At 60.1% G+C, this 25,818-nt stretch carries 19 protein-coding genes, 6 pseudogenes and 1 other annotated feature; of the genes and pseudogenes, 6 read left to right on the forward strand and 19 right to left on the reverse strand.

Annotated features, from left to right (window positions below; translation table 11 throughout):
- A pseudogene (locus HJB84_RS24830) lies at positions 1-203 on the forward strand (IS110 family transposase); the annotation flags it as partial.
- A gap of 15 nt (positions 204-218) precedes the next feature.
- Here the strand turns inward: HJB84_RS24830 and HJB84_RS34015 are convergent.
- Positions 219-884 (reverse strand): annotated as a pseudogene (locus tag HJB84_RS34015) (universal stress protein); the annotation flags it as partial.
- Between the two features lie 111 nt (positions 885-995).
- Here HJB84_RS34015 and HJB84_RS24840 point away from each other — a divergent pair.
- Both HJB84_RS24840 and HJB84_RS24845 read left to right on the forward strand, forming a co-directional pair.
- Positions 996-1,454, forward strand: a complete 459-nt coding sequence (locus HJB84_RS24840; protein WP_221117176.1) for a pyridoxamine 5'-phosphate oxidase family protein — start codon at positions 996-998, stop codon at positions 1,452-1,454.
- Between the two features lie 395 nt (positions 1,455-1,849).
- Positions 1,850-2,044: pseudogene (locus tag HJB84_RS24845) on the forward strand (IS66 family transposase); the annotation flags it as partial.
- A 62-nt stretch (positions 2,045-2,106) separates the two neighbouring features.
- On the opposite strand, the gene HJB84_RS24850 reads toward HJB84_RS24845, so the two are convergent.
- The 8 genes and pseudogenes from HJB84_RS24850 to HJB84_RS24885 form a co-directional block, all read right to left on the reverse strand.
- On the reverse strand, positions 2,107-3,423 hold the full coding sequence (locus tag HJB84_RS24850) for an ATP-binding protein (protein ID WP_207584505.1): 1,317 nt from the start codon (positions 3,421-3,423) through the stop codon (positions 2,107-2,109).
- Positions 3,420-4,007: a response regulator transcription factor gene (locus HJB84_RS24855; RefSeq protein WP_221117177.1), complete on the reverse strand. Its 588-nt coding sequence runs from the start codon at positions 4,005-4,007 to the stop codon at positions 3,420-3,422. Before HJB84_RS24855 ends, HJB84_RS24850 begins: the two co-directional genes overlap by 4 nt.
- Positions 4,004-4,570, reverse strand: a complete 567-nt coding sequence (locus HJB84_RS24860) for a cytochrome b/b6 domain-containing protein (protein ID WP_221117178.1) — start codon at positions 4,568-4,570, stop codon at positions 4,004-4,006. Before HJB84_RS24860 ends, HJB84_RS24855 begins: the two co-directional genes overlap by 4 nt.
- A 3-nt stretch (positions 4,571-4,573) precedes the next feature.
- Positions 4,574-4,840 (reverse strand): PepSY domain-containing protein, encoded by a 267-nt coding sequence (locus HJB84_RS24865; RefSeq protein WP_207585185.1) that lies wholly within the window; start codon positions 4,838-4,840, stop codon positions 4,574-4,576.
- 349 nt (positions 4,841-5,189) lie between these two features.
- Positions 5,190-5,498: a hypothetical protein gene (locus HJB84_RS24870; protein ID WP_221117179.1), complete on the reverse strand. Its 309-nt coding sequence runs from the start codon at positions 5,496-5,498 to the stop codon at positions 5,190-5,192.
- A gap of 324 nt (positions 5,499-5,822) precedes the next feature.
- Positions 5,823-6,125 (reverse strand): annotated as a pseudogene (locus HJB84_RS24875) (integrase core domain-containing protein); the annotation flags it as partial.
- A 4-nt stretch (positions 6,126-6,129) separates the two neighbouring features.
- Complete coding sequence (locus tag HJB84_RS24880; protein WP_207584484.1) at positions 6,130-7,536, reverse strand: IS30 family transposase; 1,407 nt, start codon at positions 7,534-7,536, stop codon at positions 6,130-6,132.
- A gap of 46 nt (positions 7,537-7,582) precedes the next feature.
- Positions 7,583-8,517, reverse strand: a pseudogene (locus HJB84_RS24885) (IS3 family transposase); the annotation flags it as partial.
- Positions 8,117-8,233, reverse strand: a sequence feature (AL1L pseudoknot). (Overlaps the previous pseudogene by 117 nt.)
- Before the next feature lie 981 nt (positions 8,518-9,498).
- Here HJB84_RS24885 and HJB84_RS24890 point away from each other — a divergent pair.
- Positions 9,499-12,525 (forward strand): glycoside hydrolase family 38 C-terminal domain-containing protein, encoded by a 3,027-nt coding sequence (locus tag HJB84_RS24890; RefSeq protein ID WP_221117180.1) that lies wholly within the window; start codon positions 9,499-9,501, stop codon positions 12,523-12,525.
- A 51-nt stretch (positions 12,526-12,576) separates the two neighbouring features.
- Positions 12,577-12,718 (forward strand): annotated as a pseudogene (locus tag HJB84_RS34160) (hydrolase); the annotation flags it as partial.
- Between the two features lie 6 nt (positions 12,719-12,724).
- On the opposite strand, the gene HJB84_RS24895 reads toward HJB84_RS34160, so the two are convergent.
- A complete protein-coding gene (locus HJB84_RS24895) occupies positions 12,725-13,363 on the reverse strand; it encodes a TetR/AcrR family transcriptional regulator (RefSeq protein WP_207584509.1) in 639 nt (212 codons plus the stop codon).
- 148 nt (positions 13,364-13,511) lie between these two features.
- On the opposite strand from HJB84_RS24895, the gene HJB84_RS24900 reads away from it, so the two are divergent.
- The gene (locus HJB84_RS24900; protein ID WP_221117181.1) at positions 13,512-15,974 is read left to right on the forward strand and encodes a beta-glucosidase; all 2,463 of its coding nucleotides are present in this window, start codon (positions 13,512-13,514) and stop codon (positions 15,972-15,974) included.
- 95 nt (positions 15,975-16,069) lie between these two features.
- Here HJB84_RS24900 and HJB84_RS24905 read toward each other — a convergent pair whose 3' ends face one another.
- From HJB84_RS24905 to HJB84_RS24945, 9 genes are all read right to left on the reverse strand, one after another.
- Positions 16,070-16,606, reverse strand: a complete 537-nt coding sequence (locus tag HJB84_RS24905) for an OmpA family protein (RefSeq protein WP_207584511.1) — start codon at positions 16,604-16,606, stop codon at positions 16,070-16,072.
- A gap of 14 nt (positions 16,607-16,620) precedes the next feature.
- A complete protein-coding gene (locus HJB84_RS24910; RefSeq protein WP_207585187.1) occupies positions 16,621-17,295 on the reverse strand; it encodes a L,D-transpeptidase in 675 nt (224 codons plus the stop codon).
- Positions 17,296-17,516: 221 nt separating this feature from the next.
- Positions 17,517-18,518, reverse strand: a complete 1,002-nt coding sequence (locus tag HJB84_RS24915; protein ID WP_221117182.1) for an ABC transporter ATP-binding protein — start codon at positions 18,516-18,518, stop codon at positions 17,517-17,519.
- Positions 18,515-19,492: an ABC transporter ATP-binding protein gene (locus HJB84_RS24920; RefSeq protein ID WP_221117183.1), complete on the reverse strand. Its 978-nt coding sequence runs from the start codon at positions 19,490-19,492 to the stop codon at positions 18,515-18,517. Before HJB84_RS24920 ends, HJB84_RS24915 begins: the two co-directional genes overlap by 4 nt.
- Positions 19,489-20,403: an ABC transporter permease gene (locus HJB84_RS24925; protein ID WP_221117184.1), complete on the reverse strand. Its 915-nt coding sequence runs from the start codon at positions 20,401-20,403 to the stop codon at positions 19,489-19,491. Before HJB84_RS24925 ends, HJB84_RS24920 begins: the two co-directional genes overlap by 4 nt.
- A gap of 4 nt (positions 20,404-20,407) precedes the next feature.
- Entirely contained in the window at positions 20,408-21,382 is a 975-nt protein-coding gene (locus tag HJB84_RS24930; protein ID WP_065282810.1) for an ABC transporter permease, read from the reverse strand.
- 124 nt (positions 21,383-21,506) lie between these two features.
- Entirely contained in the window at positions 21,507-23,117 is a 1,611-nt protein-coding gene (gene ggt, locus HJB84_RS24935) for a gamma-glutamyltransferase (RefSeq protein ID WP_221117185.1), read from the reverse strand.
- A complete protein-coding gene (locus HJB84_RS24940) occupies positions 23,114-23,968 on the reverse strand; it encodes an alpha/beta hydrolase (protein WP_221117186.1) in 855 nt (284 codons plus the stop codon). The genes ggt and HJB84_RS24940 overlap by 4 nt, the downstream gene beginning before the upstream one ends.
- 148 nt (positions 23,969-24,116) lie before the next feature.
- Positions 24,117-25,691 (reverse strand): ABC transporter substrate-binding protein, encoded by a 1,575-nt coding sequence (locus HJB84_RS24945; protein ID WP_221117187.1) that lies wholly within the window; start codon positions 25,689-25,691, stop codon positions 24,117-24,119.
- Between the last annotated feature and the right edge of the window lie 127 nt (positions 25,692-25,818).

A 25,818-nucleotide genomic window follows, 5' to 3' on the forward strand; every position in this document is an offset into this window, starting at 1 on the left:
GCGGCGGCCGCGGCAAGGTGCGGGCTGTGCTGTTCATGGCCGCCCTCGTCGCCAGTCGGTACAACCCCGACCTCAAGGCCTTCCGCGACCGTCTGGTCGCGGCCGGCAAGCCCAAGATCGTCGCAACCGTCGCAACTATGCGCAAGCTGCTCACCATCCTCAATGCCATCATCAGGGACGGACGACCATGGCAAAACGCTTGACAAATAAGACAGTCGCTCTCCCCCAGCTTGAACCGGCACATCCTCGACCTCGAACCCCGAGTGCCTCAGCGAGGCGATCAAAAGCGAGCGGTTCGCCTCGTCGATCTGCTTGTCGTCAGTAATCGAGATGACCTGCAATTTCATCGCGCGCTCCATGAAGAGATGAGCACAGGAGATAGCACGTGCCGCGGCCGCGCTGCCGTCCCAGGCGATGGCAACCGTGTCCACGCGAGCGCAGACGCTGGATGTTGGAAACAACAGGAGCGGGCGGCCGCTTCCGAAAAGAAGTGTCTCGGAAAGTTGGCGGGTCAGCTCGCAGGCCTCCACGATCGACAGGTCATGAACCATCGATATCTCGGCGAAAGAATTATAGACGTACGGCTCCCTGGTCTCGAAGCCGCGTATCCTGACCTCGATCCCGGTTTTGGAAACCGCATCGGCTATATAGCTTTGGATCGACGATCCGCTGTCCCGGCTGTAGGTCTCCGCCTGCGCCCTCCAACTGTCGACGTCGATTGTCGTCGGGAACGGCTGATGGATCGGCGGGACCCGTACCTGCGGGATGCTCGCTAAGAGATCCGCGCCGTGCTGACGGGCGAGATCGATCGCGTTGTCGACGATGGTGAACGAGCTGGCGTCGGGGCAGGTCGACAATGGAAGATGGAGGAGCTGCGGCTTCATGCGGGCCTCCTGAGGTTAAGGCTCGAGAGGACGTTTGCATTGCGCTTGATCAAGGCGGCTTCCGACGAAACTCCTATCATCTTGCCTTAAACATAAGGGGAGAGCATGGCCATGACGATGAAGCTCAGGGAGATCAATCCGGTCGAATGCTACGGCATCCTTGAAAATGCGCGCTTTGGTCATCTCGCGTGCTGCAAGGACGGCCAGCCCTATGTCGCGGCGATCTACTTCGCCTTTTCGGGCGGTGTCGCCTACAGTTTCACGATGCCGGGCAGGAAGCTCGATTGGATGCGGGCGAACGACAAGGTCTGCCTTCATGTCGAACAGCGTCCGGCGGGCGACGGGTGGACGAGCGTCATCATCGAAGGCCGGTTCGAAGAGTTCCCGGACAGCGGAGTGTGGCAAAGCGAAAGGATGCGGGCCTGGTCGCTTCTGCAGAAGCACATGGACTGGTGGGAGATCGGCTCCATGAAGCCCCAGGAGCTCCCCGTGCTCGAAGTGTCGCCGCATGTCTTTTACGGCATCGCCGTCACGAGCGTATCAGGAAGGAGAGCGTCCGACACCAACTGACGTCCTGGCGCGACTCGAGCGGTCGTCCGCAGAACGAAAAATGGAGCAGGGCGCGCGCTAAACGGCATGGTCTACGACCGAGCCGAACACGTCCCAATCGGCGGCAATTGCGATGAGATTGGCGCCGACTTCTTTGCCGATCAAAACGATGACCTGGAACCGATTGCTCGCACACGCGTGAACCGAAGCGGGAGTGTCGACGGGCCGGCCCCATCGTCTTGCCGGCACAGGTCATAGGATTAATCATCCATCCGGCCATCGCGATTACGACACCGGTCGGACCTAAGACCCGAAAAACTCACCTGTCGCCCACCGCTCGACGCGACGAACACAGACCTTCTGACCGAAATACGGATGCCAAGGGTAATGAACTTCCACTTCATCGCCGACTTGGGCGGAATGAACGGGGGACGGCTCTCAAACGGAAGGACGCTCTTTTTGTCGGGCATGGCGCAGGGGCTGAGAACTGGGCGATCATCGCCTCGCTTATCAAGATCTGCAAGCTCGCCGTCGATCTGCTGGCCTACCTGACCGCGACGCTTACCGCCAATAGCCACAAGCAGAGCAAGATCGACGAGTTAATGCCATAGATCACCCCATAATCTGGCAGAAACGCGCGGTATTGAGTGCAAATCGTGCAAAGCGCACCGCTTTATCGGAAGTCCAATTCGACGATATGTCCAGAATTCGATCGTGATGTCGAGAACGACGCTTGATGTATTTCTACTATGCGTCCGACAATCTTCAGCCCGATCCCAAGGCTGTCAGGGGGGCTGGACGCGCTTTTATGAAGCGGCGAGAGTTTGGGGGAGCGATCCTCGACTGCGATGGTGCCGTTGCCCACACAAACTATCACCACGGTGTGATCAGGGGTGTGCCTGACGGCGTTCTCGATCAAATTGCGAACCGCGTCTCTTAGAAGAGAAGGCGCACCCCTGAATATGGTGCTTTCGACCTGACTGAAGAACTCCAGCGAATGTTTGTTTTCGTAAACCCAGGGGGCTAGTTGCGCCACGACGGATGATGTTAGCTCCACGAGGTCGACCTCCTCGAACATGCCGTGATCAACGCTGTCGAGCCGAGCAAGGGCGGTAAGCTGAGCAACGAAGTTCACCAGGTCATCAAGGTCGGCTTCTGCCCTCCTGGCACGGGGATCATCGATATGACCGAGTTCCAACTTCAGCGCCGCAAGCGGTGTTCGGATTTCGTGGGCGATCCCGGATGTCAGGACCTTCTGCGACATCATCAACTCGCCAACGCGCTCGAAGGCGCGGTTGACTGCGGCTGCAAGATGCGCAACTTCCCGCGGCATTTGGTCGAAGTCCAAATGCGAACGTGAATCCATAGGGTCAATCCGGTCGGCTGCATCTGCGGCAGCTCGGACCGGCCGCAATGCTTGGCGGACAGACAACAAGGTTCCACCAAGTACGAGCACGAGGAGAATGCTCATCGGCACAATCAGGTGTTCAATCACCTCGTTCCAGAGGACGTCAGACATAATGTCAGAGGGATCACCGATTGTCGCGATGTCGACGAGGAAGCGCTGATTAGCAATTACGAACGCCCGCCCGCCGACCAGCGACAGAGGCTTTCCAGGTACCAAAGATCGCAGCCAGAAGTCCGGAGGGTTCACATCGGTTGGGAGGAAGCGATCCTCACAGGCGGCGTCGCACGATTGGAACACCAGCGCACCGTTTGCTGCACGAATTCGGGCAACATAACCGCTGTCTCCTTTATGGTAACGTTGCTGCACACTATCTGGAAGACGGTAGCGAATGCTGGATTCTTCCACTGTGATCCCGGCCGCAAGCCGCTCTGTTTCCTGCTCAACGAACAATCGAGATAGCTCACCAACATTCCAGTAGTAGTCCGAGAAGACGATGGCAAGTTGCAGAAGCATGGCGAAGAGCGCGAAGAACGCAATCCGGCGAGCGAGAATGGCCCCTAGCGTCGCGCGCGACTGGCTCAATCACGCACCTCACGCATCAGATAGCTCACGCCCCTGATCGTCTCGATTGATAAGTGGGTATTGTGCCTCTCTAGCCTCTTTCTGAGACGGGATACGGCCAGTTCGACAGCGTTACTGCTTCTCTCATCGCCAAATTCCGAGAATGTATGCTCAATCCTGGCTTTGGCGACAACTTTTCCACCATTGCGCATCAGCAATTCGAGCAATCCTGGCATGGATGTGACGGGCGACCGGCGGATAAGTGCGCGTATCCGCGCAGTGAGTTCGCCGTTGTGGAACGGCTTAGCCAGATAGTCGTCAGCGCCGGCATCAAGTCCGGCGATCCGTTCGTCGATCGCACCTCTTGCAGTTAAGGCAAGCACTGGCGTCTGGGTGCCCGCATCCCTGAGCGACTTCAGAACGTCGATCCCATCTTCATCAGGGAGACCGAGATCGAGCAGCAGCAGGTCGTACTCCCCTTCTCGAAGGGCCACGCGTCCCTCCTGTGCGGTCTCGAACGCGTCGATCTTCCAACCCTCATCCCGGATTGCCTCGGAAAGAAGCCCACGAAGCCGGGCGCTGTCCTCGATGAGCAGAATCCTCATGCCTTCTTTCGACCCGTAACCATCGACCAGACGAGATTTTCTCGATGCCTCCAGCTTTCCACGATAGCAGCGCCAGCGTGGACGAAGACGAGAACCATAATGCTGTTGGCGATGGTGCCGTGCAATTGTTCAAGCCATTTTTCGCCCCAGAAGGCGTCCCACGTCGTCATCCAGCCTGTCAGGGCAGTTGCCCCAAGAAGAGCGATAAGCAAGAGCATCATCACCGATGCCAGCGGATTGTGGCCGAGGTATCGCTTCTCTTTGCGCTGAATGATCCCGCTGATTTGATCCTTGACCTTGCGCGGTGTCGGAAAGAACTCGGTGAATCGCGCATGCTTCGTGCCAACAAGGCCCCAGACGAGACGAACGATGATCGCTCCCGCCACCACGTAACCAGTGATGCGATGCCAGTATTTCCCTTCCTCCAGGATGAAAAGGTTGAGTGTGCAAGCTGTGACAATGGTCCAATGGAAAATACGGACGATCGGGTCCCAGACCTTGACGCTCTTTTGTGCGGTGTCGGAGGGCGATACGCCCCCCTTCGTCGACGAGATCACCGTCATCGCTCAATCGCCCTTCTGCACGATGTCACCGGATACCGGATTGAAGTAGACCTCGGCTCGCTTGCCCTCCTTATCCTTGCCGTAGATTTCATAGCAGTTTCCCGTGACTTCGAAGGTCTTGACCTTGTAGCCGAGCGTATCGATCTTCGCCTTCATGGCGTTCTCCGACATCCACTTGGACTTCGGCTCTTTTGTACAACTCGGGCTGGCCAACGCCAGTGCCGGTACTGAAGCGACGATTGCGACTGCGGTCATCAGTTTCAACATAATCATGCGGTCCTTTGCTTACACCCAACCGGGCGACGAACCGAGCAATAGAATTCTCCAGCTGTCCGTTTGCTGTCAGACGGTACGAAAGGTGCTCTCGGCGACTCATTCAGGCGTCAATGTGCGAGCGCCACGGCGGTTACGGTCGACCGCGGCGCCTCCGTCAGTCTGTTCTCGGCGTTGGCTGCAACGCCGGCCGCAGCAGTCCGGCCCGGCCATCGAAGACGTCGGTCCCTCCGCGGCAAGAACGGGGTGACGGCTCCCGTCGGGAGCGACCTACATGCGGGTGGTTTCGATGAACCGGAGCATGCGTCACGATCCTCGGCCGATGGCGCAGACGGTGGCATACATGTCAGTAGACGTCCTTCCCAGACAGGCCGATAAACTCGGTCGTCAGACCTTCGATGTGGGCTTCCTTGAGGAGACGGTCGGCGCTCATGATGTCGAGGCACATGGCTCCGTTGAACGACTGCCTCAACGGGCAGCAAAAGAGATCTCTCACCCACGACAAGCCTCGCGGCGTTGCCACCGTCACCTCCCAGCGATCCTCGTCCCGGCGCTCGAGAACCAGGTCGGTGGCGTTCCGCTCGACCGGGGCCAGCCCGGCGGTCGGCGTCGCGGCTGTTGTCTCCTTTTTATGGATGATGCCATCATCGCGCATGTCCGTGTCCTTCGGATGAAGCCATGGTTTAAGGTCCTATCCAAGCAGGCTATCGGAGGCGGCGCGCGCGGTCTTTGACGCGCATCAATCCTTGCGTTTGACGGACGCCGCCGTTTGGGAGGGCGATAGCGTTCCGAAGGCGATATTGCCAATGGAGAATAGCTTCAAGGCCATGGTACTCGAACAGGTAGGTCGTCCGCTTCGCCTTGTAGAGCGACCGGATCCTTCGCCGCCGCCCCTCGCTCATGCGAACCAAGTGCTAGACGATCTGCGGGCCGGCCGCATTGAACCGCGCCGGGTTTGCCGGAGACCGTTTGGTTTAAGTTATGCGGCCATGGCTGGTTCGTCCAGCATGGCGTAGTAGCGTTCCTCGGCCTCGACTGGGCGCATGTTTCCGATGGGCTCCAGAAGGCGGCGGTGGTTGAACCAGTCGACCCATTCGAGCGTGGCGAACTCCACCGCTTCGAAGTTGCGCCATGGTCCCCGGCGATGGATCACCTCGGCCTTGTAAAGGCCGTTGATCGTTTCGGCGAGAGCGTTGTCATAGGAATCGCCAACGCTGCCGACCGACGGCTCGATGCCTGCCTCCGCCAGCCGCTCGGAATACTTGATTGACACGTATTGGGCAGATTCAATCGGTCGCCGCAACACCCTTGACCATATCTGATTTGAGCAACCCGTCGAGAGCCTCTGCAGGTGTGCGCCAGCCCAGCGTTTTGCGGGGCCTGCTATTGAGAGCATGCGCTACAGCGTTGATCTCATCGGCGCTATGCTGGCTGAGATCCGTGCCCTTTGGAAAGTATTGTCGCAGCAGGCCGTTGGTATTTTCGTTGCTCCCGCGCTGCCACGGGCTTTGAGGGTCACAGAAATAGATATCGAGGCCAGTGTCGATCCGAAGCTGTGCGTGTTGAGCCATCTCGGCACCCTGGTCCCAAGTCAGGGATTGGCGTAGGTGCGCCGGTAGCTCCATGATGGTTTCGGCGATAGCATCACGGACGGCTTCGGCGCCATGCCCAGCAAGAGCAGGACCGTTCTTGATGGATTTGTCGATCCCATGACGTTCCATGCGTGGCAGGTGTAGGAGCATTGTAAACCGCGTCGTGCGCTCTACGAGCGTTCCGATCGCGGAGCTGCTGAGACCGAGAATGAGATCGCCCTCCCAATGGCCAGGGACCGCCCTATCGCCAATCTCTGCGGGGCGATCGCTGATCATCAATGCATCACCAAGGAAGGATTTGCCACGGTTACGAGCACGTTCGCGGGGTAAGCGCAGCGCCCGTCCAGAGCGCAAGCAGGCCGAAAGTTCTCGTTTCAGTGCGCCGCGGCCCTGGATGTAAAGCGCCTGATAGATGGCTTCATGACTGATACGCATGGTTGGGTCCTCGGGAAAGTCCAGTCTCAGACGCCGCGCGATCTGTTCCGGGCTCCAGGCTTTGGACCAACGTCGACTTTGCCGATGAACGGCCCGTCGTCCTTTCCATACCACGATAGGTCCGTCAAAGGCGACGCCGCCCGGCGTGGCAATAAGGCCCGCGAGCCGGTCCTGGACGTAGTCACGAAGTGCCAGGTTGGTTGCAAGTTTTGCGGCTTTCGGCCGTCGCGCTGAACGATCAGCGTGCCACTGCGCGGTAATGGCCCGATAGTCGAAGTCTCCGCTTCGGGTCGCTGAGTTGCGCCTGATCTCGCGTGAGATTGTGCTCGGCGATCGCCCCAGCTTGTGTGCGATTGCGCGGATGCCAGCACCCCGAGCGCATTCCAAAGCTATGTCCTCTCGCTCTCGGAAGGTCAGGCTTCTGCTTTTGATTGGTGCCGCTGAGGGCGACAAATGTGTGGGAGGCATGCCACCTGAACTCCGAAACCAGCGGTTCCCAACGGGCGCAGAAACGCCGGCTTCCACAGCGGCATCTTCGCTAGACAAGCCCGCCGCCACCTCTCGCCAGAACCGGCAGAGGTTCTCACGTTGCCACACAGGTGGCCGACCTGGCGACGATAATTTTTGCCGCGTTGAGTGCTCCGACTTTCGTCTTCCCGTCACCATAAACACCTCCAAGTTTGCGGTGTTGCGGCGACCGGTTGAATCTGCCTTGAACGCCCCTGTCGGAGTGGTGGATGAGCCCGCCGCGATGGATGGGCCGCCGATCATGAAGTGCTTGGTCCAGAGCGTCGAGGACGAAACCTGCATGGGCAGTCCGGCTTGCCCGCCAACCGACGATGCGGCGGGCGAAGGCATCAATGACGAAGGCCACGTAAACGAAGCCCTGCCAGGTCGCGACATAGGTGAAATCGGAAAGCCAGAGCATGTTCGGTGCTGGAGCCTCGAAGTGGCGATTGACGCGGTCGAGCGGACATGGGGCAGACCTGTCCGACACGGTGGTTTTGACTGGCTTGCCGCGAATGATGCCTTGAAGACCCATCATTCTCATGAGCCTTGCGACGGTGCAGCGAGCGATATCGAAGCCTTCTCGCTGCAACTGTCGCCAGACTTTCCGCACGCCATAGACCTGGAAGTTCTCGTTGAACACCCGGCGTATCTCGACTTTCATGGCAATATCATTCCGTTCGCGGGCCGATAGGCGGTCCACGTCCGTGCGCTTGGCGATAACCTCATAATAGGTGGACGGGGCAATCGGCAGCAGTCTGCAGATCGGCTCGACCCCGAGCACCGAGCGGTGTTCGTCGATGAAGGAAATCATCGCTTCAGTGGGCGGTCGAGCTCCGCCTGGGCAAAATACGCCGAGGCTTTGCGTAAAATCTCATTCGCCTGACGAAGCTCGCGGTTCTCCCGCTCCAGAGCCTTCATCTTCTCCGCCACGTCACTCGGCAAACCTGCACGCTTGCCGCTGTCGACCTCGGCCTTCTTCACCCATTCATGGAGGGTATGCGCCGAGCAGCCGATCTTGGCCGCTATCGATGATACCGCCGCCCAGCGCGATGAGTGCTCGGCTTCATGTTCCGTCACCATCCGAACGGCGCGGGCGCGGACTTCAGGAGAGAATTTGTTCGTCGTCTTGCTTGTCATAGACCCTACTTCTCACGAGTTGGGGTCTCCGGCAAAGCCGGCGCGGTTCACTGCAATGGAACGCGCAATGACGGCACCTTTAGGGAGAAGTCACCAAAGGCATCCCCCACCTAAGTCGAATTGAGCCTAAAATAATCCCCACCACGTGATGCATTATGCATGTTGGCGTGTTCTCGTCCAGATTGACGAGATGAGCTGTTTACCTTCAGGATCTAGGGGTGAATTCCTCCGATCGCCAGCACCTTTCCCGCGTCGCCGCCCTCGGCTGCACCGTGGTGCTTCCCGATACCGGCGAGCGGTGCTGCCCCCGGCTGAAATCCACCACCCACGTGACGGACAGGGGATGGGCAACGGGCCCACCATTCTCAAGCGATTCCGCTGTGTTTCAATCACCATTCCGCCCAATCGCCGCTTCCGTATGGTCACGCCGTCCATAAGGGCACCAAGACGTTCGAGGCGATATATGGGACGGAGTTAGAGCTGTTGGCGCGGACGCGGGAACCACGGGCGCCACCCGGACATAGCCATTTCTGTTGCCGGTACACACCGCCGTACGGCTTATGACTGAGTCTATCTCCTGGTCAACGCCCCAGGCTTCAGCGCCATGTCCACGACCCGCGCACGGCATGCCCGTTTCGCGGTCGTCGCCAAATTTAACGGTTCAAGACGTACGGGCAATCATCCCTCTCGGTGCTTTGGCAGCCAGCAGAATTCGTTCGCCTCCTTTTTGAACGGGTGGAAGCGACTTATCGAACATTGGGAAAGGAAGCTGGGATAAATGGAAATGAGATTGGGACATCGACAAGAATGGCGTCGAATGAATTTCCTTCGGGCTTGACGGGAAATCAAAGTTACTTAATCTAACGGGCTCGGAACTCTTGGAGGAGCGGGACCGAGCTTTCGCGGTCTCTGTCGCACCATCTTCATCGCCCTAAGCCATGATTCCGGATCGTTCGCCGTCGATTTTCAACAGGATAAGCCATGTCTCTGACTATCACCCAACGCCTCAATGGCCTCAAAGTCCGCATTGCCGAGCTGGCGCATTGGCGGGATCGACAAAGTGCGGCGATCGAGGGTTGGACATTTGAGGGCGAGTCGATCGGCCATCAGCAGGATTGGCCGCATCGTCGGGGCGTCGTACATTTTGCCGCGAGCGCTGAAGCCCCGGCGGGCTGGCCTCTCCAAGATATCCGCCTGCAGCTCGATCTCGGCGGCGAGAGCCTGATCACGCTGAGCTATCCCGATGGCCAGAGCGAGACATTCGGCCTCGATCCCTACCATCAGGAATTTCCGGTCAAGGGGCGCCGCTTCCAGATTGCGACGGAAAGCGTCGCCCGCTTTCCGTTCGGGGAGCCGAACCGGGCGCCGAGGCTGAACAAGGCCCGGTTCATCTGGCTCGACGGTCCGGCGCATCGTCTGCATCTTCTGTTGAAGCAGGTTACCGAAGCGATCGACGTGTTGGGCGAGCATGACGTCGTGCCGCATCTGATGGAGGCGGCCGAGCATGCGCTTCGCAACCTCGACTGGCCCTCGGATACGGCGGCTTATGTCTCCCGCACGTCGGACGCCGTGATGCAGCAGAAGATCTGGGAACTGCCGGAGCTTGAGGCAAATCCCGCAGGACTGACCGACGAGCAGAGCGCTTCGGCGGCCTCTGCCTTCGAGGCTTTGACGGCAAGATTGAAGGCGCTGCAGAAGCGGTTTCCCCCGAATGGCGAATTGCTGCTGACCGGCCATGCGCATATCGATCTCGCCTGGCTTTGGCCCTATCGCGAGACGCGGCGCAAAATGCGGCGCACCTTCAATACGGCGCTGTCGCTGATGGAGCGTTCCGACGATTTCCGTTTCAACCAATCGACCGCCCATTATTACGCGCAGATGGAAGAGGAAGACCCGGAGCTTCTGGAACGCATCAAGCAGAAGGTCGCGGAAGGAAAGTGGGAAACCGTCGGCGGCATGTGGGTGGAGCCCGACACCAACATGCCGACCGGCGAAAGCCTCGTCCGCCAGGTTCTCTACGGCCAGCGCTATTTCGAAAAGACCTTCGGCACGCGCCACACGGTCTGCTGGCTGCCGGATTGTTTCGGTTTCTCCGGCGCTCTGCCGCAGATACTGAGGCAAGGCGGCATCGACAGCTTCTTCACTATCAAGGTCAATTGGAGCGAGACCAATCATATTCCCTCCGATATCTTCTGGTGGAAGGGCCTCGACGGCAGCCGGGTGCTGACCCACACCTTCGACAATCCGATGCAAGGTTATAACGGCTTCGTGCAGGCCGATTGCTACGTACCGACATGGAAGAATTTCCGCGGCAAGACGCAGCATGAGACCTCGCTTCTGGCTGTAGGTTACGGCGACGGCGGCGGCGGCGTGACGCCTGAAATGGTCGAGCGCGAAGTGCAGTTGCGTGATTTCCCGGCCATCCCGCAGGCGCGCTGGGGCACGGTCAAAAGCTTCTATGAGCAGGCGCACCGCACCGCGGGGGAAAAGAGCCTTCCGGTGTGGGACGGCGAAATATATCTCGAATTGCACCGCGCCACGCTGACGAGCCAAAGCGGCGTCAAGCGCAAGCATCGCCAGGCGGAGCGGGCGCTGATCACCGCTGAAACTCTGGCGTCGCTGGCGCATTTGCTGGGCGCCGACAGGCCCAAAAGCTTCGAAGCGGATTGGCGCGTGGTGCTGAAGAACGAGTTCCACGACATTCTGCCGGGCTCGAGCATCCATGAAGTCTATCAGGATGCGGAGCAGGAGCTCGATGGCGTCATCGACAATGCGAGGAACGAGCAGGCAAATGCATTGCAAGTGCTGTCGGCCAATCTGCCGAAGGGCGGGATTGCTGATGCGCTCGTCGTTGTCAATCCGTCGCTTGCGCCGCGGGCGCTCAGCGCCACGTTTGCCGACGGCACTGTCGTCTCTGCCGAGGATATCGTCGCCCCCTTATCCGTCGCGGTCTTCGACAAGCGCGCACTCCGGCCGGCGGGTGGGCTGAAGGCCGGTCCCGACCGCCTCGAAAACGACCATCTCGCCGTCATCATCGGCAAGGATGGCGCGGTTGCGAGCCTCATCCACAAGGCGACGGGCCGTCAAGCGGTCGACGGCTCGGCCAACCAGCTCTGGGTCTATCCGGCCGACAAGCCGCGCAATTGGGACGCCTGGGATATCGATGCGGATTATGCCGAAAAGGCCGTCCGCCTTGAGGCGCCGGAGAGCATCGCCCTCGTCGAAAGCGGCCCGCACCGCGCGGCGATCCGCGTCATCCACCGATACCGCAATTCAAGCGTCACCCAGACCTATGTGCTGACAGCCAACGCCAAACGGCTTGATATCGAAACGACGATCGACTGGCATGACCGCCGCACCCTGCTACGAACATTGAACCCGGTCGACGTCCGGGCTCGCAAGGCCACGTTCGAATGCGCCTTCGGCTTCGTCGAGCGGGCAACGCACACGAACACCTCCTGGGAGCAGGCAATGTTCGAGGCCGTCGCCCATCGTTTCGTCGATATCAGCGAACCCGGCTTCGGCGTCGCAGTGCTCAACAATGCCAAATACGGCCACAGCGCCCGTGGCAACGTGATCGGCATGAGCCTGGTGCGCGGGCCGATCTATCCTGATCCGCTGGCAGACGAAGGCGAACAGAGCTTTACCTATGCGCTGATGCCGCATGAAGGCGCTTGGCATGAAGGCGGCGTCCTCGACGAGGCGATCGATCTCAACCAGCCGCTCGTCGCGACCGAAGCCAAGGATCTCTCCGCCGGCAATTTCGCGCCACTCACCATCGCCGGCACCCCTGTCGCCTTCTCGGGCCTGAAGCCGGCCGAGGAGGGCGATGGCCTGATCCTGCGCCTCTACGAACCCGCCGGCCGGCGCGGCCGCCTCTCCCTTGCCCTGCCTTCCGGATGGTCGGCCTCGCAGCCGTTGAACATTCTCGAAGAGCCGATGGAGCGGAAAGGACCCGCCGACATCATGCCGTTCGAAATCAGGACCTGGAGACTGCAAAGGGCCTGACGTTGCTTTCTTGGGAGAGCCCGCACCGCCGCTCCGATGCGGCGGTGAGGACGAGGCCGGGCGACAGCGCGGCACATTGGCGGCACGTATAGATATTCAGGGTGCGAGATATACGGGTTTGCTGGTCGGGCAGAGGTATCGCGAAGCCGTAAGCGGCATCGTGAACTGGTTGGCCCGGCTTGATGGAAGATAAATCCAATCAGTCTTCCAAACCGAGGCTTGCCAACAGCCGGCCGACATAGGCTTCCAGGCCGCCGACCATGTCGAAGCGGGTGGGATCGCGCAGCCAGAGCATCTGAAGGCCGTCCATCACGGCGATCAGTTCGGCGGCCATCGCCTCGCCATCGATCTTGGCGTCGATCGTGCCATCTGAGATGGCTCGTTCGAAGGTCGAGGCGACATCGTTCTGCATCTGGGTGGCGCGAGCGAGAAACCATGGCTTGGCGGGGTGATCCTTCATCAGGCTCTCAGCATTCAGGATGGCGAAGGCCCTGACCACCTCGACCATTTCGGCGTTGCGGCGGAAGACTGCAATCATGCCCTTGAGCAGGCCGCTGAGATCGGAGCGGTAGTGCCCGATGAAATCCGCGCTTTCGAGATCGCGCCTGGCGAGGATGGCGAGCAGGAGATCGACCTTGGTCGGGAAGTGGTGCAGAAGACCGGGCAGCGACAGGCCGACATCCCGGGCGATGTCGGCGATGGCGGCATTCTGGTAGCCGTCTTCGGCAAAGCGCCGCATCGCCGCCGTCAGGATTTCCGCGCGGCGGGCTTCGCCCTTGGTGGATCGACGCTGCCGCTTTTCGTCCTGTCCGGTCTTCTGTTCTGATAATTCCGCCATCGTCTCTTGCCTGCCTCTTGGAGCGGCGATCGGCGCGCGCCTCAACTGATTTCTCCGGTGCTCTTCATCCATACATCAGGCTTGCCCGATTGACATCTTAAAAATACCGAGTAATCGGTAGGTTTAAGGATTTTCTTGGGAGGTTTGCATGATCGATTCCATTCTCGACCAGATGACGCTCGAGGAGCAGGTCTCCCTGCTATCCGGCGCCGATTTCTGGACGACCGTTCCTGTCGAGCGTCTCGGCGTACCGAAGATCAAGGTGACAGACGGGCCGAATGGCGCCCGCGGCGCCGGCTCACTGGTCGCCGGCGTCAAGGCGACCTGTTTTCCCGTCGGCGTCGCCCTCGGCGCCACCTGGAATCCTGATCTCGTCCGGCAGATGGGTGTGGCGCTGGCGCGTCAGGCAAAGAGCAAGGGTGCGGCGGTACTGCTGGCGCCCACGGTGAATATCCATCGCTCCGGCCTCAACGGACGCAATTTCGAATGTTATTCCGAAGATCCGATGCTGACCGCCGAACTCGCCGTCGCCTATATCGACGGCGTCCAGGGCGAGGGGATCGCGGCGACGATCAAGCACTTCGCCGGCAATGAATCCGAGATCGAGCGGCAGACCATGTCCTCCGATATCGACGAGCGGACGTTGCGCGAAATCTATCTGCCGCCCTTCGAACAGGCCGTCCGCCGCGCCGGCGTGATGGCCGTCATGTCTTCCTATAACCGCCTCAACGGCACCTATACGAGCGAGCATCACTGGCTGCTGACCAAGGTGCTGCGTGAGGAATGGGGATTTGACGGGATCGTCATGTCCGACTGGTTCGGATCGCATTCGACTGAAGAGACGATCAACGCCGGTCTCGATCTTGAAATGCCGGGTCCGGCGCGCGATCGCGGCGAGAAGCTGGTTGCCGCCGTGCGCGAGGGCAAGGTTGAGGCCGCCACTGTGCGGGCGGCGGCGCGGCGCATGTTGCGTCTGCTCGAGCGGGTCGGCGCCTTCGAGAAGAAGCCCGATCTCACCGAGCAGGCGATCGATCTGCCTGAAGACCGGGCACTGATCCGGCGCCTCGGCGCGGAAGGCGCGGTCCTCCTCAAGAACGACGGCATCCTGCCGCTTGCCAAGACCTCGCTCGACCGGATTGCCGTTATTGGCCCCAATGCCGCAAGCGCGCGTGTCATGGGCGGCGGCAGTGCGCAGATGGCGGCGCATTATACGGTTAGCCCGCTCGAAGGCATTCGGGCCGCGCTTTCCTATGCCAACAGCATCAGCCATGCGGTCGGCTGCCGCCACAACCGTCTGATCGACGTGTTCAAGGGAAAGATCACCGTCGAATATTTCAAGGGGCGTGGCTGTCAGGGCAATCCGCTGCATGTCGAGACCGTCGACAAGGGCGAGTTCTTCTGGTTCGAGCTGCCGTCGGGCGAACTCGACCCCGCAGATTTCTCGGCCCGGATGACGATGCAATTCGTGCCCGAGGAGAGCGGTGATCATGTCTTCGGCATGACCAATGCCGGCCTGGCGCGGCTCTTCGTCGATGCTGTGCTGACGGTCGACGGCCATGATGGCTGGACGCGCGGCGAGAACTATTTCGGCACAGCCAATGACGAGCAGCGCGGCACCCTGACGCTCGAAGCCGGCCGGGACTATGCGGTTACCGTCGAGTATGAGCCGTCTACCGCGAGCGGGGAGGGCATCAACCTCATCGCCGTCCGTTTCGGTCTGGAAAAGCCGCTCGGCGAGGCCGATATCGGGGCAGCCGTCGAGACGGCCCGCAATGCCGATGTTGCGCTTCTCTTCGTCGGCCGCGATGGCGAATGGGATACCGAGGGTCTGGACCTGCCCGACATGCGGCTTCCCGGCCGGCAGGAGGAACTGATCGAGCGGGTTGCGGCTGTCAACGCCAACACCGTGGTCGTGTTGCAGACCGGCGGCCCGGTGGAAATGCCCTGGCTCGGCAAGGTTCGCGCCGTGCTGCAGATCTGGTATCCGGGGCAGGAACTGGGCAATGCCGTCGCCGATATCCTGTTCGGCGATGCCGAGCCCGGCGGGCGCCTGCCGCAGACCTTCCCGAAGGCGCTGGCCGACAATTCCGCCATCACTGGCGATCCCATCGTCTATCCCGGCAAGGATGGGCATGTACGCTATGCCGAAGGCGTCTTCGTCGGCTACCGTCATCACGACATACGCGCCGTCGAGCCGCTCTTCCCCTTCGGCTTCGGCCTTGGCTATACGCGCTTTGACTGGGGTGCGCCGCGGCTTTCGGCCAGCGAAATGGGCGCCGAAGGCGTGACTGTCAGTGTCGATCTGACCAATATCGGCGACCGGGCGGGATCGGAACTGGTGCAGCTTTATGTGCGTTCACCGAAGACCAAAGTGGAGCGGCCGGACAAGGAACTGCGCGCCTTCGCAAAGTTATCGCTGCAGCCCGGTGAGACCTGCACGGTCACAATGAAGATCCTGCCGCGCGATCTCGCTTATTTCGACGTCGGGGCCGGCGCCTTTCGGGCCGAACCGGGCGATTATCAGCTGGTCGTGGCGGCGAATGCCGCGGATATCAAGTTCGTCGTCGAGCTGCCGTCCCCATCCAGCTACGTGCTGCCGCCGTCTCACTAACGGTGGCGGCAAAGCCCCTTTATAGTCGACCCGGGCCTTGTCGGTACCCTCAGCCGTCCGCCTTCGAAGAGACGGTCGCGTGGTTCGACCTGCGATCAGACCGCGTCGGGCTGGGTGCGGAGATTGGTTACGACGCGCCTGTTCTGCACCTTGCAGGAGCGATCCGTACAGTCGCGAACTTCGCGATCGTTGCCGTAGCCCCTGGCCCACATGCGCTTGGCGTCCACCCCCTTCGAGGTGAGATAGGCCATTGCCGCATCGGCGCGCTTCTGCGACAGCGTCTCCATCTTCGAAGCGGAACCGGAATCGTCGGCAAATCCCTGCAGCTTGAGCAGCCAGGTCGGGTTCCTGTTGAGCCAATTGGCCTGATTATCCAGGGTTGCCATGGCGACGGAATCGAGCGCGGCGGAGTCCTGCTTGAAGTAGATCCGCCGGCCGACATTGAGGATAAAATCCTCTTCGCTGCCCGCCGCCACTTTTTCGAAACCGGGCGCGGGATCGTTGGTCTGGCCGGTCATCGGCGCTGCGGTGGGTTCTTCCAGGGAGGCGATTTCTGTGGTGGAGCAGGCCACAAGCCCCAGGAGCATGGCGGCAGCAAGAAGGCGTCTCGTGTATCCGGTCGTGATAGACATCAGGGTGATATTCCTTATTCGACCGGAGTTGTTTGGCTGACCTGAGTGGTGCTTTCAGCCTGGTCGGCGATATGCGGGAGAACCTGTACGGCCGTGCCGATGGGGCAGCGCTGGTAAAGATCGATGGCGTCCTCGTTGAACATGCGGATACAGCCGCTGGAGGCATCCTTGCCGATGCTCCAGGGCTCAAGCGTGCCATGGAAGCGATAGCCGGTGTCGACGCCGTCGCGATGCAGGTACATGGCGCGCGGGCCAAGCGGGTTCTTCGGGGAGCCTCCCGCCACGAATTCCGGCAGTTCTGGATGGCGCTTGCGCATCTCCGGCGGCGGCGTCCAGCGCGGCCAAAGCGATTTGGCATCGATCGTGGCGCGGCCGAACCATTTGAAGCCCTCGCGACCGACGCCGACGCCGTAGCGGATGGCGGTCTTGTTCTCCATAATCACGTAAAGAAAATGGTGCCTTGTATCGACGACGACGGTGCCGATCGGCTCGCTGCTGAAGTATTTGACGACCTGGCGGTGCCACTGTTTGTCGATCTTGGCGAAGTTGGTCCCTCGGAACGTCACGCCATTATCGACGATCGTGCCACCAAAATAGGAAGACGCCGCGGCGAGCGCCGGTTTCCCGACTGCACCGGCGCCAAGTAACGCCAAACCACCAAGCAAAATATCCCTGCGGGTCCCCACCATCGACAATATCCCCCTTAAAGCCACAGCAGTGAAAATCAGTAAAACAGATTTTTCATTTGCGACAACAGAAAATTCTTCCCTTCCCTCAGGGCCGGGGTCGAGTTGCCGGCCTTCTGGATAAATTTTGCTCAAATCGTTACTCATCCAAGATGACGCCACGCCTACAAACCCGCGAACCACTTGCACAAACAGATCGCTGTCAGCGGTCCTGTCGTTTGAGATCATTCATCATTGAGATGGCAAGCCGACAGATGCCCCGGTGCAATTTCCTTTTTCACCGGCACTTCCATATGACAGCGGTCCATCGCGAATGGGCATCTCGGATGGAAGTGACAGCCTTTCGGCGGGTTTATCGGGCTGGGGAGTTCGCCATCGACGGGCTTGAACTGTCGTTTGCCGGGTTCGATGCGCGGCACCTCGGCCAAGAGCGCTTTCGTGTAAGGATGATTGGGCCGCCTGAAAACTTCCTCGACGGGCGCCTCTTCGACGATGCGGCCGAGATACATGATCGCAACGCGGTCGGAAATATGTTCCACGACGCCGAGATCATGGCTGACGAACAAATAGGTCAGGTCGAGCTTGTCACGAAGTTCCATGAACAGGTTGATGACCTGGGCCTGGATGGAAACGTCGAGCGCCGCGACGCTTTCGTCACAGACGAGGAATTTCGGCTGCACGGCAAGCGCGCGCGCAATGTTGACGCGTTGCCGCTGGCCACCGGAAAACTGGTGCGGGTATCGCTTTTTCATGGCCGGGTTGAAACCGGCCAGCATCAAATATCTGTCGACATAGGCGTCGCGTTCCGTCGAGCGGGCAAGCCCATGTGCTCGAGGCGCCTCCCAGATAAGCTCCTCGACGGTCATTCGCGGATTGAGAGCCGCCATCGGGTTCTGGAAGATCATCTGGCTGGCGAGACCGAACTGATGCTGCTCGCCTTTCGACATGGCGCTTCGGTCCATCCCCTTCCAGAGAATGTGGCCCTGGCTCGGCGAGGTGATCCCTGCAATGGCGCGGCCAAGCGTCGACTTTCCGCAGCCGCTTTCGCCGACAAGGCCGACAACCTCTCCAGGCCGGATGCTGAGGCTGACATCATCAAGTGCGTGAACGACAGGCGCCGGTTTGGCCAGCTTGAGCTTGAGCGCGATCTTGGCGGCCAGGTCGGGCTTGGCTCCGAAGCGCTGCGACACGTTCCTCGCTTCGATCAGGGGCATGGCGGTCATCATGCTATCTCTTTCGTTACGGGGTGAATGCAGCGGAAGGAGCGATCACCTTCCGGCATGAGCGCCGGCATGACCAGACAGCCGTCGGTTGCCCGATCACAGCGCGTACGAAAACTGCATCCCTGTGGGAGGCGGTTGATCGCCGGCGTCATGCCGCGGATCTGGCGAAGCGGCTCTCCGCGTCTGTTTTGCGAAGGAACGGAAGCGATCAGGCCGGCAGTGTAGGGATGGTGGGGATCGGTCAGAACCTTGCCCACCGGTCCGGTCTCGACGAGGCGGCCGGCATACATGACAGCGATCTCATCGGCCAATCTTGAGACGATCGCCAGATCGTGGGTGATCCAGATCACCGCCGTATTTCCCCCTTCGGTGAGTTTCTGGAATTGGGAAATGATCTGGCTCTGGATCGTCACATCCAGCGCTGTTGTCGGTTCATCGGCAATGATAAGGTCCGGCTTGTGAAGAAGCGCGATGGCAATCGCCACGCGCTGGCGCATTCCGCCGGAAAACTGATGTGGGTAGGCGGCAAGCCTTTCTTCAGGGCTTGGTATTCCGACCAGCGCCAAAGCATCCCGCGCCCACTGCCGGGCGGCATCCTTTGAGACACGCTCATGTGCCTGGACGGCTTCCACCATCTGCGTCCCGACCGTCAGGACCGGATTGAGCGTCATCATCGGATCCTGGAATACCATGGCGATCCGCTTGCCGCGTAGCTGCCGCATCTGCTCGTCCGAATATTTCGCAATGTTGGCGCCGTCGAAGATGACCCTGCCGCCGGCAACCCGGCCGGGTTTATCGAGAAGCCGCATGATCGAGAAGCCGGTCACCGATTTTCCGGATCCGGATTCTCCCACAAGACCAAGGACCTTGCCGCGCTCCACCGTAAACGACACATCATTGACGGCGCAAAGGCTGGGGCGTCCCCTGCCGTCGCCGAATTCGGTGACGAGATTGCTCACTTGCAGCAACGGGGTCATGACATGTTCCTCGGGTTGAGGACATCGCGCAGCCGGTCGCCGACGAGATTGATCGCCGCAATCGTGACCAGAAGGGCAATGCCTGGGAAGAAACTGATCCAGTAGAGGCCTGTCAGAAGATGCTGGTAGCCGGTCGAGATCAGCATGCCGAGCGAGGGTTCGGTCACGGATGCACCGAGACCGAGGAAGGACAAGGTTGCTTCGAGGCTGATCGCCCTGGCGATCTGCATGGTGGCTATGACGATGACCGGCGCAAGACAGTTCGGCAGCAGGTGCCTGAAGAGGATGCGCCATCCGGGCAGGCGCAGCATCCGGGCCGCCTCGATATATTCCTTTTCGCGCTCGACCAGAGCGGTGCCGCGGACCGTGCGGGCATAAGTCGCCCACTCGGCGATAATCAGTGCGATCACGACGTTGGACACACCCTTGCCGAGGATGGCGAGCATCATGAGCGCCATCAAGATGGTGGGAAAAGACAGCTGCAGGTCGACGAGCCGCATCATTGCGGTTTCCGTGCGCCCTCCCATGTAAGCGGCGAACAGCCCGGCAGAGGTTCCGATAATGGCAGCAGCGAAAGCCGACAGAACGCCCACCAGTAACGAGGTGCGCAGGCCATAGAGGATGCCGGACAGGATATCGCGGCCCTGGGTGTCGGTACCGAGGTGATAGACGAGCCCGGTCATGGATTCGGACCCCGGCGGCAGTCGCCCGTCCATGATGTCGAGCTGCATCAAATCATAGGGATTTTGCGGGGAAATCCATGGCGCGAGCAACGCCAGGCAACAGATGATCACCAGCGTGAGGAATGCGATCGCGGCTGCCGGAGAGTTGAAGAAATCCGCGATCCCTTTCGACAGACGACCGGGTTCGGGCGTTGGAGCGCTTGTGTCTTGCGTGTTTGGTTCGGCCATGGGGTCAAGCCTTTCCTTCCAGCCGGACCCGAGGATCCAGAAGGGTATAACAGATATCGATGATGAAATTGAGGACAACGAAGAGCAGCACCATCATCATCAGGTAGGCGACGATGACGGGGCGATCGAGAAGGTTGATGGAGTCGATGATGAGCTTGCCCATGCCCGGCCACGCAAAGATGCTTTCGGTGACGACCGAAAAGGCGATCAGTGAGCCGAACTCGAGACCGATGATGGTCACCACCGGTATCATCAGGTTCTTGAGAACGTGCACCGAAATGATCCGCCGCTCTCGCAATCCCTTGGCGCGGGCAAACTTCACATAGTCCTGGGGAAGAACCTCCTGTACACCGGCGCGGGTCAGCCGAAGAATGAGCGACGTCTTGAACAGAGCCAGGTTGAAGGCCGGCAATAAGAGATGCCGGATGCCGTCTCCGGTCAGAAACGACCATTGTGCACCAAGCAGTTCCCGCGTTGGGCCGCGGCCATTCGTCGGCAACCAGCCGAGCTCGACGGAAAACACCATGATCAGCATGAGGCCGACCCAGAAGGTCGGAAGTGAGAAGCCCAGAATCGAGCCGCTCATGATCAGCTTGGAGGAAATCCGATTGGGGTAGAGCCCTGCATACAGCCCAAGCGGCAAGCCGAAAAGCAGCGCGATGCCGAGAGCCGTGATCGCCAGTTCGAGCGTCGCCGGGAGACGTTCGAGGATCAGACCCAGCGCCGGCCGCCCATAAACGAAGCTGTTGCCGAAGTCCCCATGCAGAAGTCCTTGGAGAAACAGCAGATACTGTTTCCACAGCGGCTGATCCAGACCGTAATGGGCGATAACCAGTGCCCGCTCCGCCTGATTGGCGTCCGGGTTGATGAGGATGTCGACCGGGTTGCCGATCACATTGACGCCGATGAAGACAATGATCGTCATCGCGACAATGACGAACAGCGCCTGTATCAACCGCCTGATAATGGATGTGACCATTGAACTCTCCCTCCAGCGCGCGTCTTCCGAGAGCCGCGAAGGACGCTGTAACACTTTGATCGACGTCGTTGTTTTCACGCATGTCGTTGTCGCAAAACCGCTGCGCACTTTTGCGCGACACGCTTTAGCCGACGGAGATCGCCATCCCGTCGCGCTGCGGATCGGCCGCGCCTTTCGAGATGCCGCCGTCAATCTTGATCGCGTGGACTGCGGCGAACGCGTATGTCTGCGGCGACCGCGCCACCTGGTAGCCCTGCGCCCGCAGCCCGTCTTCGACAGAGTGTCGAATCCGATTGCAGATGTCGATCGTGTTTGACACCCCTACAATCCTTGGCGCCGAGACGGCTTCGAGCACGGACATGTCGAAATCAATCATGTTCATCAGGGATTGCGCAACGGCCGGCGCGATATAGCTGCCGCCTGGCGCTCCGATGACGATGCTGGGCTCGTCGCCCTTGAAGACGATCGTCGGTGCAGCCGAGCTGGGACGCCGCTTGCCGGGTGCGATCGACCCGGGCTTGCCGGGAAGCGGATTAAAGCGGCTCATCGTGCCATTATACATGAAGCCGAGGCCGTCGGTGATCGCGCCCGAGGGGCTGCCGAGGGTGTGGGTCATCGCGACTGCATTGCCGTCCTTATCGATCACCGAGATGTGGGTAGTGTCGCGCTGTGAGCCATCAGGACGCGAAACACTGGCGATCTCGCCCGCCTTGATCGCGCCGGCATGCGCCTTTGCATGCTCTTTCGACAGCAGCTTTTCATAGGGCACGTCGACATAGGCGGGATCGCCCATATGCGCGTCCTTGTCGATCGTCATCCGCTTCATCGCTTCGAACAGGATGCGGACATGTTCGGCGCTGCCATGCTGCAGCGAGCCGACATCGAACTGCTCCATGATATGCAGGAGTTCGAGCATCGAGAAGCCCGAGCCTGGCGGAGGTGAGGTAGCAATGCGGTTGTCGCGGTAGTCGCCCCAAACCGGCTCTACCTTCGATAATTCGTAACGCGCCAGATCCTCCCGATCGATCAAGCCGCCATGTGTCTTGAAATCGTCGGCGATCTGTTCGGCCAGTTCGCCGTGATAGAAAATGTCCGAGTCGCCGCTTCGCGCGATGCGTTCGAGGGTCTCGGCCATGTCCTTGTTGACGAGCAGGTCGCCGACATTCTTGAGCGTGCCGTCGTCGTGGAAATAGGTTTTCCGGCCCGTTGCAGAAAAGCGCAGCTTGTCGAGCGTGTTGGCAAAGCCGTCGTTCGACTGGTCCTTGGCCCAATACCAGTGCATGTGGTTTCGGATCATGAAACCGTTACGGGCAAGGTGGATGGCCGGCTTGATGAGATCGGCCCAATCGAAGGTGCCGTAGTCGCGCAGCGCGGTCTCATAGCCCTTGAGCGAGCCGGGGGTGCAGACGGCAAGGTAGCCGATATCGGAAATATTGCCTTCAAGCACGTAGCCGAAGCCGTCGCGGCTCTGGTGCTTGATCTTGTCGAGCCACATGTCCGGTGCAGCCTTCAACGGCGCGCGCGCATAAAATTCGAGGATCTCGTGCACGCCCTTTTTCGGCATGTAGACATGCATCGAGCCGAAGCCGCCGATGCCGGCCATCTGCGGGTCGACCACCCCTTGGACGAAAGCACAGGCGAGTGCTGCGTCGATGGCATTGCCGCCGCGTTCGAGAACTTCCGCCCCGGCTTCGACTGCCTCCGGCTGAGGCGCTACGATCGTTGCATTTCTCATTTCGCGAGCCGCTCCTCCAGCACCTTTGCCAGGAAGGCCTTGACGTGACCGAGAACCTTCATCCGGTCGTGAGAGACGCCCGGAACACGATCGAATGTCACATCGACACCCGCTTTGCGGAATGAGTTCGCCAGGGCGGCAAGGCGCTCGGGCCGGGTGTTGCCGGCGTCGTTGGCGCCGTCCATATAATATTTGCCGCCCGGCTTGTGGGTGATTTCCCAGGTCTCCAGATCGGCATCGCCGACGATCATATGCACCGGCACCCTGGCGAGATCTTCGGGCCGGAAGGGCTTGCCGAAGCGCGCCTCCAGATCCCGAATGCCGACCCACCAGTCACGCGTCGGATCCAGAAGGGTGACGGAACCAGGTGCGCCGATGGATGCCGCCCAGAGTTTTTCCGGATGCAGGATGGTGAAACGGTGCACGAAATGCCCGCCGCCGGAGAAGCCGAACATGGCGAATTTGGACCAGTCCTGGCGGTATTTGTCGGCCATCTCCGCGACCATGGCGAGGACGACCTGGTCGTAACGGATGTCGCCTTCCTCAAGGAACTTGTAGCCGGAACGCGCACCATCGCCGAGAACGCCAACCGGGAAGATTGGGCAAAGGATGGCGCAGTCGTTGTAGAGCCCGAATTCGGCAAAACCGTCGCGGAAGTCGATGGCCGACGTGCGCCCGGTGCCGTGGACCGCGACCAGGAGGTCGAGCTCGCGGCCATCTGCCGCCGTCGGTGGCACATAAAGCACCATATGGAGGCGGGGATCGGCCTGAGAGGCGAAGATGGCCGTCTGGCCATAGTCATAGATGGCCTTCGCCCGGGCGACGGCTTCGCCCGTTCCAAGTTCCTGCATGAATGTCTCCTGGAAGATGAAGAAAGGGACGGCTCTGGTGCGGCCCCATGCTGCTGTTTTAAAACCGCGTCGCATCGAATGGATCGATGCGACGCACTTCAAATCTTAATTTGTCTCAAAACCGCTGCACGCTTTTGGACGACATGCATCAGTCCGCCGGCTTCACGTCGTAAGCGAGCGTATATTTGTCGCCGCGCGGAGTGTAGGACACGGTCTTCTTGGCACCCAGCACGACATTTTCGTAATGCATCGGTAGGAGCCAGAGGTTGTTGAAGGTCTCAATCGACAGCTCCTGGAGAAGGGGCGCGCGTGCAGCTTCATCGAGCGTCGAACTCGCCTTGGCCAGCACCTCGTCGATCTGCGGATCGGACACGCCGCCGCCATTATATCTGCCGGTCCCCTTTTTCTCGTCGCGCGTGGCGACCAGCGCAACAGTCGGATTGGTGGTTTCGCCGGTGTTGACACCCCAGGAGCCGAAATAGGTGCTGTAGGCGCCTTTCGAATAGGCTTCCGAATACATCGACCAGGGCAGGACCTCGACTTTCGATTTGATGCCGATGCGCGTGAACATCTGGCCGACCGCCTGCAGAACTTCGGCATCCTTGACGTAACGGCCAGAGGGACCATGCAGGGTCAGGCTGAAGCCATCCGGATAACCGGCCTCGGCCAGAAGCGCCTTGGCGGCGGCAGGATCATAGCCCACCTTCTCGACTTTTTCGGAATAGCCGGCATAGCCTTGGGCGACGAATTGGTCGGCCACCGTGCCGTTCTTCTGCATGACGCGGTCGACGATTGCCGGCCGGTTGATCGACATCAGCATTGCGCGACGCACCTGCTCATCCTTGAGCGGGTTCTTGTCGAGATCGGAGCCATCCGCAGCCTTCACGAAAGGTGAAACATCGCGGCTGACATCGAGGCCAAGATAAACGAAGCGGGAAGACAGGCCGTTGATGACTTGCAGATTATCGCTCGCTTCCACGCGTGCCATTCCATCGGCAGGAAGGGTTTCGACAATGTCGATCTCGTTGGAGAGAAGCGATGCCAGACGGGCGCCATCGTCGGGCAGGAAGCGGAGCGTGACGTTCGACCAGTGCGAGGGGCCAGCGAAATAGCTGTCATTGCGCTTCAAGGTCAGGTTGCTGCCTGGCGAATAGGAGACGAAGGAATATGCCCCGGTTCCGATTGCACACTTGCCGTTGTCGAAATCCTGGACTGGCGCCTCCTTGCAATCGGCGCTGATAATGCGAATTCGGCTGACGGAATTCAGCAGGATCGGATCCGGAACCTTCGTCTCGACGACGATGGTATAGAGATCCGTGGCCGTGACGTTCACAATATTGCGTGTGTAGGAAGCAAAGCTCTGGCTGGGCTTGTCGCGGGCACGCAGAAGCGAAGCGATGACGTCATCGGCGTTGAACTCGCTGCCGTCATGGAATTTCACGCCCTTTCGCAGCTTGAATTCCCAGTGGGTAGGGTCGACGACCTTCCATTCGGTGGCGAGTTCCGGCGCATTTGCCGACGTTCCGGTGAGGTTTATGAGGCTGTCCCAGATATGGCGCGAGGTCGCATTGTTGGGCGCCGAACTGTCTTCATGGGGGTCGAGCGTCGTCGGCGTCGTCGACATCCCGATCGTCAGCGGGGTTTCCTGTGCGACGACCATTGCAGGAATAGCAATCGTGCCGAACAGCCCGATAGCTGCTCGCGTCAATGTTTTTACGGCCATTTCTTCAATCCCGGTTTAGCGTTTTTAGGCCGACCTTGCTTGGTCGGTACGAGCAGGTTCCCGTCCACTCTCGACACAAATTGGTAAGGGCCCCTCAAGGGGGTTGTCAAACGGAAAACAAGCGCGT

Source organism: Rhizobium sp. NZLR1b, assembly GCF_019685155.1.
Taxonomy (GTDB): domain Bacteria; phylum Pseudomonadota; class Alphaproteobacteria; order Rhizobiales; family Rhizobiaceae; genus Rhizobium.

Excerpts from the sequence above, each read along its gene's own strand:
- HJB84_RS24840 (WP_221117176.1), top strand. The coding sequence starts at position 996 with ATGACGATGAAGCTCAGGGAGATCAATCCGGTCGAATGCTACGGCATC.
- HJB84_RS24855 (WP_221117177.1), bottom strand. The coding sequence starts at position 4,007 with ATGAGGATTCTGCTCATCGAGGACAGCGCCCGGCTTCGTGGGCTTCTT.
- HJB84_RS24860 (WP_221117178.1), bottom strand. The coding sequence starts at position 4,570 with ATGACGGTGATCTCGTCGACGAAGGGGGGCGTATCGCCCTCCGACACC.
- HJB84_RS24870 (WP_221117179.1), bottom strand. The coding sequence starts at position 5,498 with ATGCGCGATGATGGCATCATCCATAAAAAGGAGACAACAGCCGCGACG.
- HJB84_RS24880 (WP_207584484.1), bottom strand. The coding sequence starts at position 7,536 with ATGGTGACGGGAAGACGAAAGTCGGAGCACTCAACGCGGCAAAAATTA.
- HJB84_RS24890 (WP_221117180.1), top strand. The coding sequence starts at position 9,499 with ATGTCTCTGACTATCACCCAACGCCTCAATGGCCTCAAAGTCCGCATT.
- HJB84_RS24895 (WP_207584509.1), bottom strand. The coding sequence starts at position 13,363 with ATGGCGGAATTATCAGAACAGAAGACCGGACAGGACGAAAAGCGGCAG.
- HJB84_RS24900 (WP_221117181.1), top strand. The coding sequence starts at position 13,512 with ATGATCGATTCCATTCTCGACCAGATGACGCTCGAGGAGCAGGTCTCC.
- HJB84_RS24905 (WP_207584511.1), bottom strand. The coding sequence starts at position 16,606 with ATGTCTATCACGACCGGATACACGAGACGCCTTCTTGCTGCCGCCATG.
- HJB84_RS24910 (WP_207585187.1), bottom strand. The coding sequence starts at position 17,295 with ATGGTGGGGACCCGCAGGGATATTTTGCTTGGTGGTTTGGCGTTACTT.
- HJB84_RS24915 (WP_221117182.1), bottom strand. The coding sequence starts at position 18,518 with ATGATGACCGCCATGCCCCTGATCGAAGCGAGGAACGTGTCGCAGCGC.
- HJB84_RS24920 (WP_221117183.1), bottom strand. The coding sequence starts at position 19,492 with ATGACCCCGTTGCTGCAAGTGAGCAATCTCGTCACCGAATTCGGCGAC.
- HJB84_RS24925 (WP_221117184.1), bottom strand. The coding sequence starts at position 20,403 with ATGGCCGAACCAAACACGCAAGACACAAGCGCTCCAACGCCCGAACCC.
- HJB84_RS24930 (WP_065282810.1), bottom strand. The coding sequence starts at position 21,382 with ATGGTCACATCCATTATCAGGCGGTTGATACAGGCGCTGTTCGTCATT.
- ggt (WP_221117185.1), bottom strand. The coding sequence starts at position 23,117 with ATGAGAAATGCAACGATCGTAGCGCCTCAGCCGGAGGCAGTCGAAGCC.
- HJB84_RS24940 (WP_221117186.1), bottom strand. The coding sequence starts at position 23,968 with ATGCAGGAACTTGGAACGGGCGAAGCCGTCGCCCGGGCGAAGGCCATC.
- HJB84_RS24945 (WP_221117187.1), bottom strand. The coding sequence starts at position 25,691 with ATGGCCGTAAAAACATTGACGCGAGCAGCTATCGGGCTGTTCGGCACG.